This is a genomic window from Clostridium yunnanense (assembly GCF_016595795.1).
Classification (GTDB): Bacteria; Bacillota; Clostridia; order Clostridiales; family Clostridiaceae; genus Clostridium_AR; species Clostridium_AR yunnanense.
Window position 1 is genome coordinate 250982 of sequence record NZ_JAENHN010000037.1, and the last position, 17009, is coordinate 267990.

14 protein-coding genes are annotated in these 17009 nt (G+C 29.9%); 2 read left to right on the forward strand and 12 right to left on the reverse strand.

The features are described from left to right. Positions 1 to 180 precede the first annotated feature (180 nt). Positions 181 to 1284, forward strand: coding sequence for an MGDG synthase family glycosyltransferase (locus tag JHL18_RS12570; RefSeq protein WP_200269646.1), 1104 nt, complete (start codon positions 181 to 183; stop codon positions 1282 to 1284). A 38-nt stretch (positions 1285 to 1322) separates the two neighbouring features. Here JHL18_RS12570 and rho read toward each other — a convergent pair whose 3' ends face one another. The 12 genes from rho to JHL18_RS12630 all read right to left on the reverse strand — a co-directional run bounded on the left by rho (position 1323) and on the right by JHL18_RS12630 (position 16076). Further along, positions 1323 to 2795, reverse strand: a complete 1473-nt coding sequence (gene rho / locus JHL18_RS12575) for a transcription termination factor Rho (RefSeq protein ID WP_200269648.1) — start codon at positions 2793 to 2795, stop codon at positions 1323 to 1325. A gap of 616 nt (positions 2796 to 3411) precedes the next feature. Further along, on the reverse strand, positions 3412 to 5022 hold the full coding sequence (locus tag JHL18_RS12580) for a CTP synthase (protein ID WP_200269650.1): 1611 nt from the start codon (positions 5020 to 5022) through the stop codon (positions 3412 to 3414). 164 nt (positions 5023 to 5186) lie between these two features. Then, complete coding sequence (locus JHL18_RS12585) at positions 5187 to 5474, reverse strand: hypothetical protein (protein WP_207753016.1); 288 nt, start codon at positions 5472 to 5474, stop codon at positions 5187 to 5189. 384 nt (positions 5475 to 5858) lie between these two features. Continuing rightward, positions 5859 to 6281, reverse strand: coding sequence for a YwiB family protein (locus tag JHL18_RS12590; protein WP_200269654.1), 423 nt, complete (start codon positions 6279 to 6281; stop codon positions 5859 to 5861). A 176-nt stretch (positions 6282 to 6457) separates the two neighbouring features. After that, a complete protein-coding gene (gene spoIIR / locus JHL18_RS12595) occupies positions 6458 to 7138 on the reverse strand; it encodes a stage II sporulation protein R (protein ID WP_200269656.1) in 681 nt (226 codons plus the stop codon). 64 nt (positions 7139 to 7202) lie between these two features. Next, positions 7203 to 8051 (reverse strand): 4-(cytidine 5'-diphospho)-2-C-methyl-D-erythritol kinase, encoded by an 849-nt coding sequence (ispE, locus tag JHL18_RS12600; protein WP_200269658.1) that lies wholly within the window; start codon positions 8049 to 8051, stop codon positions 7203 to 7205. Positions 8052 to 8287: 236 nt separating this feature from the next. After that, on the reverse strand, positions 8288 to 10918 hold the full coding sequence (gene cphA, locus JHL18_RS12605; protein ID WP_200269660.1) for a cyanophycin synthetase: 2631 nt from the start codon (positions 10916 to 10918) through the stop codon (positions 8288 to 8290). Position 10919: 1 nt separating this feature from the next. Beyond that, positions 10920 to 11735 (reverse strand): cyanophycinase, encoded by an 816-nt coding sequence (locus JHL18_RS12610; protein ID WP_420839224.1) that lies wholly within the window; start codon positions 11733 to 11735, stop codon positions 10920 to 10922. Between the two features lie 584 nt (positions 11736 to 12319). Then, on the reverse strand, positions 12320 to 13885 hold the full coding sequence (locus JHL18_RS12615; RefSeq protein WP_200269664.1) for a DUF3794 and LysM peptidoglycan-binding domain-containing protein: 1566 nt from the start codon (positions 13883 to 13885) through the stop codon (positions 12320 to 12322). 458 nt (positions 13886 to 14343) lie between these two features. Further along, entirely contained in the window at positions 14344 to 14580 is a 237-nt protein-coding gene (locus JHL18_RS12620) for a Veg family protein (protein ID WP_183278747.1), read from the reverse strand. Positions 14581 to 14934: 354 nt separating this feature from the next. After that, positions 14935 to 15480: a hypothetical protein gene (locus tag JHL18_RS12625; RefSeq protein ID WP_200269666.1), complete on the reverse strand. Its 546-nt coding sequence runs from the start codon at positions 15478 to 15480 to the stop codon at positions 14935 to 14937. 398 nt (positions 15481 to 15878) lie between these two features. Beyond that, complete coding sequence (locus tag JHL18_RS12630; protein WP_183278749.1) at positions 15879 to 16076, reverse strand: alpha/beta-type small acid-soluble spore protein; 198 nt, start codon at positions 16074 to 16076, stop codon at positions 15879 to 15881. 430 nt (positions 16077 to 16506) lie between these two features. On the opposite strand from JHL18_RS12630, the gene JHL18_RS12635 reads away from it, so the two are divergent. Further along, complete coding sequence (locus JHL18_RS12635; protein ID WP_200269668.1) at positions 16507 to 16959, forward strand: hypothetical protein; 453 nt, start codon at positions 16507 to 16509, stop codon at positions 16957 to 16959. Positions 16960 to 17009 lie beyond the last annotated feature (50 nt).

Sequence of the window (17009 nt, forward strand, 5' to 3'; positions counted from 1 at the left end):
AAATCAACTGATTTTTTCTCATATATTTGTTAGTTACTTAATAGTTCTAACTTCTAGATTCTGGTATAAAACGAAATTTTATATCTTTATTATGAAATAAATGTTAAAATATAAATTAAATTAAACCTATATTCTAAAAACAATTTTTATATTATTTTATCAGCAAAGCGAGTGAGAAACATGAAGAAACTTCTTATTTTAACAGCATCTACAGGACAAGGTCATAATCAGGCGGCAGACTCTTTGGTTGAAACCTTTTCCCAGTTTGGATATGAAGTTATTAAATATGATTTTTTATATAATAGCAGTAAATTACTTAATAATGTTCTCGTTGTAGGTTATGAACTATTTGCTACAAAGGCACCCAACCTTTACGGTACATTTTACAAAGCTACTAATATAAAATCTATGAATAACATAATAAAAGTCTCCTTTTGGAAAACCTCAAGAAAACTACTAAAATTTATAGACGAAAACAAACCCGATCTAATAATAGGCACTCACCCCTTTACAATAAATGTAGTATCTATGCTTAAAAAAAATCAGCTTACAGAACTGCCTTTTATTTCTGTAGTAACTGACTTTAAAGCTCATTATACTTATGTATCTGAATATGTAGATGCTTATGTAACCGGAAGTGAGTATACAAAAAACGACTTAATTTCTCGTGGGATAAACTCTAATTTAATATTTCCCTACGGAATTCCAATAAGAAGAGAATTCTACACTAAAAATCATGAATATGCAGAAGTAAAAGATTCTGATTATTTCAATATACTTCTTATGAGCGGTAGTATGGGACTTACAAATATATATTATGTACTTAAGGAACTAGTGAATAATAAACATAAACTTAGGATAACAGTTGTTTGTGGAAAGAATACTAACCTGAAAAATAAACTTCTAAGTTCGTATTCGTCTCCTATTAAAGATAAAAAAATTCATATCCTTGGTTACACCAATGATATATCTGCAATAATGGATTACAGCGACATTATTATCTCAAAACCCGGTGGACTCACAGTTACAGAATCAATAGTCAAAAACTTACCACTTGTGATTCCCTTCGCAATACCTGGTCAAGAAACAGAAAACACTGAATTTCTAACCAATGAAGGTTGTGCTATATATGTGGATAATCTCAAAGACTTAAATTCTTCCTTAGACAAATTAATAGAAGGCCCTGAAGAGTTACAGACTTTAAAGAAAAACCTTTACAGACTTTCTTCAGAATTTTCATTAGAAGCTATAGTTTCGTTAGCTGATAATATACTAGAAAAATAAACAGGCTGTAAGTATCCTTACTTACAGCCTGTTTATTTTTATCTTGAATTGTTATCTAAAATACTTTTATCAAACATATTTAAGAATTCTTTATTATTTTTAGTTTTTGAAAGTAACGCAATCAATTTTTCAGTTATACTTTCAACATTACCTTCTCTATACATTACTTTTCTTATAGCATATGCTGCTTCTTTTTCATCATCATTAAGAAGTAGATCTTCTTTTCTTGTTCCAGACTTATAGATATCAATAGCTGGGAATATTCTTCTTTCTTGAAGTTTTCTATCTAAGTGAACTTCCATATTTCCAGTTCCCTTGAATTCTTCAAAAATCATATCATCCATTCTACTACCTGTGTCAACAAGAGCTGTTGCAAGTATTGTAAGACTTCCACCTTCTTCTATCTTTCTCGCTGCACCGAAAAATTTCTTAGGCATTATAAGAGCTCCTGGGTCCAATCCTCCTGAAAGAGTTCTTCCTGTTGGATTTATTGTCAAGTTATAAGCCCTAGATAACCTAGTCAAGCTATCTAGCAAAATAACTACATCCTTGCCGTGTTCAACCATTCTTTTAGCTCTATCTAAAACCAATTGAGCCACTCTAGTATGATTTATTGGTTCCTCATCAAATGTTGAGTATATTACTTCACCATGTATACTTCTTTGCATATCCGTAACTTCTTCTGGTCTCTCATCTATTAATAAAACCATCAATGTAACACTTGGATAATTTCTAGATATGTTTTGCGCTATCTTCTTAAGTAAAGTTGTTTTACCAGCCTTCGGTGGAGCAACTATTATTCCTCTTTGTCCTTTACCTATAGGCGATACAAGATCCATAAGTCTTGATGATAAGTCCTTCTCATCATTAGTCTCTAATCTTAATCTCTCATTTGGATAAATAGGAGTCAAGTTTTCAAAGTATTTTCTTCCAATAGCAGTTTCCGGTCTCTCTCCATTAACTCTTTCTACATATAATAAAGCCTTAAATTTTTCGCCTTCTTTTGCTTCTCTTACTTTACCTTCAATTTCATCCCCAGTTCTCAAGTTAAATCTTCTTATTTGAGATGGCGATACATATATATCTTGATCTGAAGTCAAATAATTCCTACATCTTAAGAATCCAAAATTGTTTGTCTCCATTATCTCTAATATTCCTCTAGCTGAATTAGAGGTATTGATCATTTCCTTTAATCGTTCTTTCTTTTCTTCTACTTTTTCTTCACTTACATTTTCTTGTTGCTCTTCAACCTTTTCAGTAATAGCTTTTACTTCCTCTATTCTTTCTACAGGTCTATCAACTACTTTTGCTTCTTTTTCTATATCGGTTGACTTAGGGGCAATTTTTTCTCTTAGTTCAACCCCATCTTTATTTATAACATTCGGAGAACTTTTAACTATTTCTTCAATAAGCTCACTTTTTTTCTTTTTTGAAATATTTTTTATCCCTAAATCTTTAGCTAAATCTCTTAGCTCAGTTAAGGTTTTCTTTTCGTAAAATTCTGCTGTCAAAATGACACCTCCATATTTTTTTAAGGGAATCAATAAAGGAAATACATAGAAATGAAAATATAAGGTTAATTATATCTAAAATCTAAAACATATAAGTCTTCCAAACTTATTAATTTGAAATTTTTGAATTGTTACATATTTGAAGTTTTTGTAATATACTAAATATCAGCCTGCAATCAATATAAATAAACATAATAATATATTAAGAGGAATATTATTAATCCATAAATTACATTTTATCGATCTGTTATTTTGAAATTTCTTGGTTTTTATTTATTAGTACTGAAAATATTTAGAAATGACTAACAAGAAAAACTTTGGTCTTTTGAACATTTATTCTGTACTAAACACAATTTAGCTCCAGTAACATATATAATACAATTAGCATTTATATTATGCTTTATTAGAAACATATTTTCAAGTATTTTTTTCATATATATAATTATTGAGTAATAATGATAATTTTATTCACTATTTATATACAAAATGTATAGTTTTTTAGTAAAATAAACAGTTACTTTTTGTTTACATAAGTAACTCACTTAAACTTTATATTAAAATAATTAAGAAAAAGGTTTAACAAGAGCCCCTCTTGTTAAACCTAAACTTAAATATATTATTTATTAGCTATAGCAGCACCTATGAAATCTTTAAATAATGGATGTGGTCTATTAGGTCTTGATTTCAATTCTGGGTGATATTGAACAGCTACAAACCAAGGATGGTCTGCTATCTCTACCACTTCTACGAGTCTTCCATCTGGAGATGTTCCAGCTATCACCATTCCCGCATCTGCTATTGAACTTCTGAACTCATTATTAAATTCGTATCTATGTCTATGCCTTTCATATATTAGACTATCTGAATAAGCTACCTTCGAGAAAGAATTTTCTTCTAATTTACATGGATATAATCCAAGTCTCATAGTTCCGCCAAGATCTTCTACATCTTTTTGCTCTGGCATTAAATCAATTACAGGATAACTAGTTTCCGGATCAATTTCTGATGAATTAGCTCCAGTGTATCCAAGAACATTTCTAGCGAACTCAATAACAGCGCATTGCATACCTAAACATATACCAAGGAATGGCTTTTTGTTTTCTCTTGCCCATCTTATAGCTTCTATTTTGCCCTCTATTCCTCTATCTCCGAAACCTCCTGGCACTAAAACACCATCAACTCCTGAAAGTAAAGCATTTACATTGTCGGCAGTAACATCAACTGCATTTATCCACTCTATTTCAACCTTAGAATCATTATGTAATCCGCCGTGATTTAAAGCTTCAACTACGGAAATATATGCATCATGAAGCTCTACATACTTACCAACTAAAGCTATCTTAGTCACTTTAGAAATACTCTTTATTCTATCTACCATTTGAGACCATTGTGTATTATCAATATCACAACATCCTAAATTTAACTTTTCAACAACTAATTTATCTAAACCTTCATTATGTAGCATAAGTGGCACTTCATATAAATCTTCTGCATCAAGATTTTGTATAACTGATCTTCCATCTATATTACAGAATAAACCTATCTTATTCTTAATATCATCTGATAAAGGTTTCTCTGCTCTACAAACAATAATATCTGGTTGTATACCTATTCCTGTTAATTCTTTAACTGAGTGTTGAGTAGGTTTAGTCTTTAACTCTCCTGCTTTTCCTAGATAAGGAACTAGTGTAACATGTATAAAGCACACATTTTCTCTACCAACTTCATACTTAATTTGTCTTATAGCTTCTAAAAAAGGAAGTGATTCAATATCTCCAACAGTTCCCCCAATTTCAGTTATTACTACATCTATATCTTTTTCTTTAGCTACTCTATAAACACGATTCTTTAATTCATTAGTTATATGAGGAACTACTTGAACTGTTCCGCCTAAGTATTCACCTTTTCTTTCCTTAGAGATAACAGACCAGTATACTTTTCCTGTAGTTACATTTGAGTTCTTAGTCAAATTTTCATCGATAAATCTTTCGTAATGACCTAAATCAAGATCTGTTTCAGCGCCATCATCTGTTACGAAAACTTCTCCATGTTGATATGGACTCATAGTACCTGGATCCACATTTAGATATGGATCAAACTTTTGTATTGATACTTTCATTCCTCTATTCTTAAGCAATCTTCCTAAAGACGCAGCAGTGATTCCCTTACCTAAAGATGAAACTACTCCCCCTGTGACAAATACATACTTTGTGGTTCTCTTGCTCATACTTTTTCCTCCTAAGAATCTATTTAAAAAAACTATTGACACTGTAATAATTATTTATTATAATAGTTATTACCCACCATTTAAGATGGATAATTGTTGTCTTAAACACAATGATAGTATTTTATCACATATCAGATTCTTATTCTAGTCTTTTTTTTATGTTTTTATAGCATTTTTTCTATTTCTTCTTCAACATATAGATATTTATCTCTAAATTCTTTATTTATCAAAAACTTTTCTTCAGCCTTTTTCACATTATAATTAATGCTTCTAGAAGACTTAGCTCTCAATATGTTTAACAGTTCTTCTTTTTTTATGCAATCATACTTCTTCATCAATAACAAAAACATATATTTATTTTCTCTGCTTCTCAAAAAGTCTTTGTGTTCATTTATGTCAATTCCATGATACTGGCATAACAATTCAATTATTTTATAGTATCTACCATACAACTTCCTCACCTCTACTTATATTGTAATTATTGCCAATTGATTTGCTGATTAAACTCCTTCTCACTAAATTTATATTTTTATATTATGAGGATTTGCACTAATACATATAACATAATTAGTTTGTTATCTTAACAGTGAATATTTACAATCTCACTTATAAAGTTTATGTTTTCCACTGTATATTCAAAGAAGATTGTAACCACACTGAAATATATAGGTTTAATCGGTATAAAGCTAAATCTTTTCTTTGCGCTAAAAAAGATTTAGAATTTGTTATAGACAATTCCTTTAGTAAAGAATCGCAAATAACAAACACCAAACCTTTCCATAAGTTTTTCTCTATTTTTTTAATAAACAGTGTAAAAACAGCCGATCTGTTATATCTTAGTTTTTTGTCTTTATATTTATTTTCAGTTGAGTATTATTGCTTTCTTGACCACTTACACTTAAATCATAATCAATAAATACATCTCCACCATACTCATCTATGTCTATCTTCAACTCTTTAGTATCTATTTTAAGTTCTAACATTCCATAAGGAGTATTATAAAGACTTACTGAACTACTATCTTTTTGAAAGTTCATCTTAGTTGCAGTAGTACCTTCCCTCTCAAGAATCAACTCATTCGAAGTTATAGAGATCTTAGTCTTTGTTCCTTCCATACCAGATATTTCCGTTTCATCATATACTGCTTCATATCCATCTTCTTTAATTAAAAACTCCCCTGGAGTTACCACTTCAATAAGATCTTCTTTATCAGCTGGCACTTGATTACTTGCTATTGAAATTATTGCCTTCTTCTTCATCTTTTCCTCCTAGCCTACACACGCTTTTTTGCATTGTAAGCATATTAATTACAACTATATAATAGTTTAATAATTTTAATGCCTTTATTCAAGTATTAAATAAAATATTTATTTATAAAAAATTTTAAGGTTCTATTTCGAAACAAATTAATCGTTAGAAACAGAACCTTATTACGCTATATTTTTTTTACAATATCATCAAAGATTTCTTTTATTTTAAATTTGAATTCTACCTTATCCTTAGAGCTATCTTTCCCTACTTTACTTTGATTATCCACTTCGTCATACTCTTTGTCTGATAAAACTCTTTTCATTTGCTTTTCAGTTTCATCATAGGACACTTGTCCCTTTGTTATATCAATAAAGCATATAGGTGGAAACATAACACACCACCAATTTTGTCCTTTCCCAGATCCAATTATAACTCTATAAGCTTCATAATTGCCTTGAGGCAGTGTTATATTACCATAAGTTTTTACCGGGAAATTTTCATGATCTAAGGTGCTATTTACCGAATAACTATAACCATTATCCTTTATTACTTTACTTGCTATCTTCTTGATTTGATCATCGTTTTCCTTTAATATCTTCCTTGATTCATCTATTGATTTTGAGTCTTTTAACTTTGGAGTTATATATTTTAGTATCTCATCTCTTACCTTAAGCTTTAATTCTTGATCCTTTTTATCATCACTATTTGCTATTACGTGAAATCTTATTAATTTATCTTTTATTTCATCACTTACGGAACTTCCATCTTCCTGTCCATATACCGTTATCTTATTTAAAGTATTATAGGAAAATATACCTATAGTTAATGAGAATATAATAGTTACAATAAATAATATTTTTTTCATAAAAAATCAACCCCCTGACACTTGTAATTATTGCCAAAGGGGTTTTACTTTATACATCTTTATTTTAAATTGTTCTAGTTATATATACATCTCTATATCTTTCTTTCATTTTGTCATAACAATTTTGAGCCTTTACCATGTCCTCAAAGAAAGCAAAAACCGTAGGTCCACTACCGCTCATCAATGTTCCTAAACAACCTAAATTAATCATACTATATTTTATTCCTTTTATTAAAGGGTGTTTTCTGATAGTTACGTTTTCTAATACATTCTTCATATTCTCAGCTACAAACTTTATATTACCTGAGTTCATCTCGTGTATTAAATTGTTTATTCTAGGGTGCTTATATATACGTTTTACATCAAGTAACCCATATACTTCTTTAGTGGATACACCGAATGGAGGTTTAACAACAACTAATATATAATTTTTAAAAGACTTAAGAGGCTTAATTTGCTCTCCTATTCCTTCACAAAGCGCTGTTCCACCTTTCATGCAATAAGGCACATCCGCACCTATCTGGAGCCCCAAAGCCAAAAGTTCTTCTTCAGTTGCATTGATTTCAAATATATCATTCATACCTTTAATTACAGCAGCAGCATCTGTACTTCCACCAGCCATACCTGCAGACATTGGTATTTTTTTTATTATATCAATTTTAACTCCACTTGAAATATTATACTTTTCTTTAAAAAGTTTAGCCGCTTTATAGCAAAGGTTCCTACCGTCAGTTGGTATAAAGGGATTATCACAAGTTATAATTATATCATTACTATTCAATTCTTTATTTATATGAACAACATCATATAAATCAATTGTTTGCATTATCATTCTTAATAAATGATAACCATCCTCTCTTTTACCAATAACATCTAAGGCTATATTTATTTTAGCATAAGCTTTTAGTATCATTTATTTTCAACCCTTCCCCTTGTTCTATAATAATTATATATTTTATCGCAATAAATGCAATATATAGTTTTATGGGATTTCATCTTATATAATCAATAAAACAACTCTAAACTGGGTTTACGATAATTTTACACTTTCCTATACAGTAAAAAACAACAGCTGAAGCTTAAATTAAGCTACCACACTGTTGTTTTTATGTAGATCTCTTTGATTATTTAATTATAACTAATAATTTTTTACATATGAACTACATTTTCTAATTCGATTAAATCAACTACTTCTTCTGACTTATCTTTGATATAATTAACAAGCCTTTCAAACTCTTCAAAGAATACTACTATTACATCGCCAGGAATTGAATCACTTAAAGCATTATCCAATGCTACTACTTCATCAAGTATTACATGTATGTCTTTTTGTGTTTTATATTCCAATACACCTTTTAAGAGAATATCTGCAACCTCTCCTTCTCTCCGCCCTCTTTTATCTAAATCTTCTTTTATATATATCTTATCTAGAAACTGAGCTGATAGAGCACCTAATCTTTGTATACTGTCATCGTTTCTATCACCTGGAACACCTATTACTCCTATTAATCTATTATGAGGCATGCTTTTTAGAGCATCTAAAACGCAAGTATACCCATCTATATTATGCCCATAATCTAAAACAATCTTAGTTCCATTTATATCATACTCATTAAACCTTCCTGGATTTGAGTTTTCATCACTAAAGAAGGTTGTTAAACCCTTAGCAATTATCGCATAATCTAAATTTATACCAACTAATGCACTGCATGCAGCTAAACAATTATATATATTATACTTTAAATTACCATTCTTAGTTATTGGGATATCTTTTATCATACATACCGTATATCTTTTATTATCATTTTCAACATATATAGCTCCATCAGAAGCATAAACAACAGGATTGCCTTGCATAATATTTTCTCTAATATATTGGTTATCTCTATTCATAGAGAATAGTATCTTCTTTTTATCTTTTATTCTATCTAAAACCTTAACACTCCATATATCATCTACATTTATAACAGCATACCCTTCTTCTTTAACGGCTTCAGCAACTAAAGCCTTGGCAAAAGCCAATTGTTCCATTGTATCTATATTATCTATTCCAAGATGATCTTCAGTGATATTTGTTATAACACCTACATCTGCAACATCATAAGCTAATCCATTTCTAACTATTCCACCTCTAGCAGTTTCAAGCACCGCTACATCCACATCTCTATTTAACAATACCGATTTTGCGCTTTTAGGACCAGTATCATCACCGGTATCAATATATTCTCCATTAATAACTACACCTGAAGTTGTTGTCATACCAACACTATATCCCATAAGACTTATTACATGAGATATTAACCTAGTTGTAGTAGTTTTGCCATTAGTACCAGTTACAGAAATAACTGGTATGTTTTTAGGATTTCCTTCATACATCATATCTACTATTGCCCCAGCTACATCTCTCTCTTCGCCAAAGGTTGGGTAATGATGCATTCTAATTCCAGGAGCTGCATTCACCTCAACTATTATTCCTCTACCTAAGATTGGTTCTGATATATTTTCTGTACATATATCTATCCCACAAATATCTAAACCTATGGTTTTTGCCACTCTAATACATAACTTTATATTTTCTTCACATATCTCATCAGTACAATCTATTGATATACCTCCGGTAGATAAATTAGCATTTTCTCTCAAAGACACTCTTTCACCTTTTACTGGTATAGATGAGATATTAAAACCTTGTTTTTTTATACAGTTAATTAAACATTCATCCATCTTAACTTTTGTTAATGGCTTTTCATGCTTTTCCCCTCTTCTAGGATCACTATTTAAATTTCTTATTAAGTCTTTAATATTAGTAGTTCCATCTCCTATTACAAATGGAGGTAACCTTCTTGCAGCAGCTATGACTTTATTGTTTACGACACAGACTCTATAATCCTGCCCTTTTATATACTTTTCAATAATTATATCTTCATAATCATCATTTATAGCCTTATAAGCTTTAAGTAACGATTTTTGATCAGTTATATTTAGTATAACCCCTTTACCCTTGTTTCCAAATTGAGGTTTTAATACTACTGGGTATCCTATATAATCAGCTTTTTGCAATAAATCTATAGTATTGAATACTTTTTCACCTATAGCAACAGGGATAAATTGAGCTTTTAAAAGCTGTTTTGTAAGCATCTTATCACAAGCTATATCAGCTCCTATGCATCTAGTAGAATCTCCTAAGGCTGCCGCTATAACTTTCCCTTGCTTCCCGTACCCTATTTGGTACATTCCACCATCTCCAAGCTTAAGAACTGGAAGCTTTCTTTTTTGTGCTGCATCACAAATAGCTTTAGTACTTGGCCCCATCATCTCTTGTGACATTGTTTTCTTTAGGCATTCTATCCTTTCCTCTAAGTTAATCATTTTTTGCTCTATCAAAGAATTTATTAAATCAATCGCAAGATATATAGCTCCTAATGCCGTATTTTTATGTTCATACTGAATTATCATATAATACAGGTCATCTTTTATCTCTCGCGCTTTCCCATAAGCTACATCTATACCTAATATATTTTGAATAGCAATAGTAATATGCTCGCATATATGAGCAAGATATGTACCCTCTTTTAGTCTCGTTACAAATCCATTATCCTCATCAATTCCACATCTATGCTTATTTAATTCTGGTAACATCTTTACAAGAGTATCATTAAAATTAGGAATATCTTTACTTGGAATCTCACAATAACCTTCCAAATCAACATCTGCTCTTATGCACTTCTTATGGGAATATATGTTTTTCCCATCATAAACTATTTCTTTAATAAGCTTCATTTTAATTACTTTCCTCCTCAAAAGGTGCCTTACTAACTAGATCAAATCTATGTCCTTTAGCTAGAACATGCATTTTTACATTAAAAATACTAAGCAAATCATCTTGATGCTGCTCAGAAACATTTGTATATGTTATCTGACTTCCATCCAAAATATACACTGCACCTGAACCTATAACTTTAAGATGATCATCCTTACGTATAACTATAGCAGTATCCTCGTCAATGCCTATTCCTAAAGCCTGAGGATTTTGTGCCACTCCACCTAAAAGTCTTCCTATTCTTCCTCTTTGAGAAAAATGTTGGTCTACTATGATATTTTTCACAAGTCCAAGACCTGGCGACATTTTTAAAGTACATTTTCTAGGGGATTCTTCATCATCACCAGTCACAATCATAGTATCACTCATAACAGATGCTCCTGCTGAAGTCCCAACCATATAACAACCTCTTTCAGAAGCACTAAGTATCTCCTGATATATTGGCGTTCCTCCAATTATACTTGTTATTCTTAACTGATCTCCTCCGGTAAAAAATATGATAGAAGCTTTTCTTACTATATCTATATTTTTTTGCAGAGTACAATCATCTCTATGTTGCACATCCAATATCTCTATATTTTTAACTCCTAATTCTGTAAAGACTTTTTTATATTTATCTTTTGCGTCTTCAGGTTTCTCTGTAGCTATGGTAGCCACAGCTAATACATCATTTTCTTTATTTATTTTAGAACATACATATTTTAATATCTCTTTATTTCCTTCTTTATCTTCTGCTCCTCCTATAATGATTAAATTTCCTTCAGATTTTATATTCACCAAAAAATCACCTCTAATCATTCATTTTTCTATTTTAACCATGTTCCTTAGATTTATTCATTTACCAGTTACCTCCAGATAAACACATTAATCGTCGTTTCATTTTTATCGTTATTGCTTTATTTAATAAAAATTCTATTTCTATTAAATAAAGCTTTTATAATATAAACTTAACTATCATAATGGCTTTTCGCTCGACAAATAAATTTTACTTAGCAGTTATTTATCTTTATGGAAGTTAGTAACCAAGATTACATCAAGCAGAGTATATACGATCTCCATAAATAATTGACATATCCTTTACTGAGAATAAATAAAGCCTTTCACAATTAGGTTTGTTATAAATGTCCTTCATAATTTAAAGTAATAGTACTACTACATAAAACAGCAGTAATTATATTTTTACCTACCAATATATAAAAAATACTTTCAATTTTTAACAACAGGTCTTTTCATCGATTGAAATATGTAGGTTTAATAGCTATAAAATTTCCACACTTTTCTTTACATCAAAAAAAATGAACTTTTAAGCATACTCTCACTTAAAAGTTCATTTATAAATTAATATTAATTGTCTATAGAATCTATATCACAGCTCTTCCAGGTATTATAAGCTTTTGATTTACGCAAATTGAATCTGGTCCTTCTAAATTATTTATCTTTAATAATTCAGCCATGGTAGTATTAAATTTCTTAGCTAAACTCCAAAGAGTGTCATGCTTTTGTACTGAGTAGATTGTTATAGATGCTTTCTTACCTGCAACTTCGCCTTCTTTTTCTTCTACTTCTGAAATATATTGCTTTTTGCTCAAAAGATATACTTTAGCGCTTGCATTTATAACTGCCTTTATTGCAATTGTATGTGCTTCTATGGATGCCTGAAGACTCTCTATCCACGCTTTCACTATAGATTTCATATTATCCTTTATATCTTGTATATCTACAGCTGTAGTGAATGGAATTTCAGACTTCATATTTGCAACATTATTCTCTGCATCAGCAGTTTTGTATATTACATTAACATTTACAATACCATCTATAACAACCTTATTATCAACAATCTTATTTTCCAATGAAACTACTTCTCCTGTGGTGCTTAAGATTTGTAATGGTTCATTAGAATTTTCTTCTGGCTCTAGATTGTCCTTTATAATAGTCTCATTATTTCCTTGACCATGCAGCACCGTCATCTCCACATCATCTTTCTTTAGTTCCATATTTCTAATTGGAGAATACGCATCTTCAATTATTTCTAAATCATCTTTGCTGTATACTTTTAGTTGTCCACCTAGTAGCACCTCAATATCGAGGGTTCTAGCTTCACCTAAATCATCTTGACTAATACTATATTCAGTTCCTGTAACTCTGAACTCACCATCAGTTATCATAGTTGAAGAAACGCTATCTGCCTCTTCTTCTTTTGTTAAAAACAAATCATCCTCTATAGGAACTAATTCTCTTGAATCTGCGGCTTTGTATAATAGATCTAATTTGCAATAACAAGATACTTGAACCTTACCCTCTAAAGCCCTTATTTCTTTTTTATGAAGCTGCACATTTATTTTGATGATCTTTCCTATCTGTGGTTTATCCATTCCAATTTGTAAACTTGCTTTAGTTGATAAATCAAAACCTTTTTCATAAACAAGTTTATCAAATGCTTCAACTCTTTTTTTAATTTCAATGTCGCCAGAACCTTCAATATCTTTTACAAACTCAAAGTTATCTTTCTTATATACAGTGCATTTTGTTGAGAAAATACATTCTAAGCTAACTTTTCTTTCATTTATTATGTTTGAATTAATATGTTCAACTTCACTTTCTGCATCGCATACCATTCTATGTTCAGCGCCGGCAACATCAATATAGTTTGCAAACTTATCGCTATAAGTAATTGTATGGACTCCTAATCCTTCATCTTCTTTTGCTAAATAGATTACATTGTACTCCAATTGTCCTTCAACATAAACCCTTTCCTGTACTACTTCCTTGTTAGTAATAACAGGTTTAGCCTCTACGGTAAGTATCCTCACCACGTCCGGATGGGTATCCGGAATTAAGTATTCACCTTTCAATACTGCATCAGATGAGCTTATACTGAAAAGTCGTTCACATTCGATATTTTCTTTTATCACATCTAATCCTGCCAATTTTATCCCTCCCATAATATACCTACTATAATGTATACACTGGAGGATTCAAATTTATGATTAAATTTTTATATAAATTTGCTTAATTATTTCTGCAGATTTTGTCGAAAGCAAACAAGTTTTTTTATTTTTTAGGTTGACAAGTTAAAAAATATGTCGTATTATAAAGATGGTTATTGACCATATAACCTCTCATAAATTCTCAATACCCTTTTATACCATAGTTGAAAGATGGAAACCCACCATCTTTCTTTTTTTGTTTTATTTGTAAACGTTTAATTTGATTATAGTTTTTAAATAAACTTTCAATAAAATATTTATGTTATATTAAATAAAAAAACTAAAAACCTCGTAGGGATTTAAAGTTTATAATTATGAATCCTATATCACAAAATAAATTTATACTTGCAACATAGTCATAAATATATAACTTCAAATCCACAAAACGAGGTTTTTAATTATCCTTTAAATACAAGCTGTACAGTCTTTGTCAATACATCTGAATAACTATATGTCACAGTCCTTTGGGTGTCAGTTTCTAATCTAATAACAAAAATACTTGGGTACACACTCTCAAGTACACCATTATTAACTAGAACCTTTCTTCGTCCTCCATTAGCTCTAAGTATAACTTTTTCACCAATATGACCTTCTATGTCTTTCCTTATGGAAGATAATGTCTTACTCTTTTCCATATGAACACCCTCTTTCCTATTTCTATTATACCTCTAAATAACCTTACTGTCAAATTAACCAAATATTTTATCACTATTTGTTTTGTTTTGTCAATGTAAAATTTCTATTAATATTTTATGAATTTTTCACATCTTTCTATAGTTTCTTCATAAAAATGAATTTTATTCTTTATATCTATATTTTTCTTTATACACCATTGTATCTTTATGTAAATCAGCCTTACTTGTTGGTTTAATTTATGTAAAACTTAATTTATACTCACTAGATTTAAATAAAAAAATTTCGCTGAAGTAATCCTCTTCAGCGAAATTTTTTTAACAGCTTCCTTATATTTAATAAATAATTGCTAAGGTTTAATTAAGCTGCATAACTTTCTTATGTTTTTGAACTTTTTCTATAGCATCCGTATAAAAGTACTGGCTTATATTTTGCTTCATAATATCTAAGAAGGCCTCTATTGATGAATTTGAAATATCTATTTTTATCTTAATATCGTATGCTTCCATAATTAATTCTCTTGTCATATAACTAAATCTAATATCAGTTACTTCATCCCATTTTATAACTTCTGTTGATTTAAATATACTTATATATTTTATTTCTTTGTCAGTTACATATATATCAACGTTTTTCCAATATAACACCATATACGCTCCTACACAAAGAAATATTGCTGATATAAATGAAATAAAAACATTTTCCTTCACAACATTTACATAGCTGCCTAAAAGAGCTATCAGAGTAGAGAATAAAATAAGAACGATTCCATAAATACAGTATAATTTATTTACTCTAATATTTAAGTTATTTGCATTCATATTTTTCACTGCAGAAGAATTTAAATACATTGATATACTCTTTATCAAAGCACCTATAGATATTAAAGCTATTATTATCACTTCGCTCACCCCTTAAAAAACATATATATTTATATTATTATTTCTATATGAATGTTAAAATTCCTTCCAATATTTTACATAGACAATTTTTATTTAACCTTTCAAGCAAGTCGCTGAAGCAACCTTCTTCAATAAGCTTATTTTTGAACATGTGTCTTTCCCAATTCATATAAGTAAACTTACAAACGAATAAGTTTTAAGTCTTTGCTTTATAGCTATAAAAAAACTTCTAACCCCATTAAAATATCTAGTATTAACAGGAATAAATTTTTTATATTCCTATACAACAATAAAGCAGCTCCAGGTTGAGCTGCTTTACTTTTATTTTTTAGCCTGTAACTATATATCACCAATGTATGTAAATAACCTTTTTATTCTACCCTGCTTGAAAAGAAGTACTATTTAAGACCATTTTCATAGCTTTCTATAATCTTCTTAACCATATATCCGCCTACTGAACCATTTTCTCTTGAAGTCAAGTTACCATTGTAGCCTTCAGTTAAGTTAACCCCTAGTTCTCTTGCTGTCTCAAACTTAAATTGACTTAATTTGTCTTTTGCTTCTGGAACTAAAATTCTATTTCCTCTGCTTGCCATGATAATTTCCTCCTTATCATAATTAATTTTTATTACACTAGTATGTTGCTCAGAATTAGGATTCTTATTATATATATCTATTGGAAACTAACTTATCTTTATCCATTATTACAAATAACATCTTGATATTCCATATAAGTATTATCATTCATTCGAGCTTCGCCATTCTTTATTCAAACTCCATATTATTCAAAATTTATATATACTATTTTATAATAAAATTTTCATTAATCTATATTACAAATTTCTAAGAACATATTAGCTATTTAAACATATATTATACTATAAGACTTATTTATATGAGGCTTTTAACCAAGTTAGTCAGTGACGTGTAAATAGCTTTTATTCATACGCCACAATAATGGACAACTTTAATACTGTTACAACTAATAAACTTCAAACAATATGATAAAATTATGAGGTGTAAATAATGGCATATAGTAATGGTGATAAACAAAGGACTCCTTCTGAAGTATATGAACTACTTCAGTTAATAGTACAAAAACAAGAACAATTACAAGCTCAATTACAAGAGCAAGCTCAAGTTCAAGCTCAATTACAGAGACAACTTCAAGAACAGGATCAAAGACAACTTCAAGACCAAGATCAACGTCAAAGACAACTTCAGGATCAAGATCAAGATCAGGACCAAGATCAGGATCAAGACCAAGATCAAAGACAGCTTCAAGGCCAATTCGACTATGAAACTGAAAGTATCAGCTTTGGAGATATAGGCAACAATAGAGTAACTGTTAGAGTAGATAATAACGCTATAGCAGTTCTTGTATTAGCATTACTTGGTTTATCAAACGGCTCTGTAGAGGATAGCGAACTTAAAGGCTATATAAATGCGCTAATAACAAAGAGCAGTTTTTCAGAATAAAATATTTATCTTTTCAATAAGTCTAGGGGACTCCCCTAGACTCTTTATAG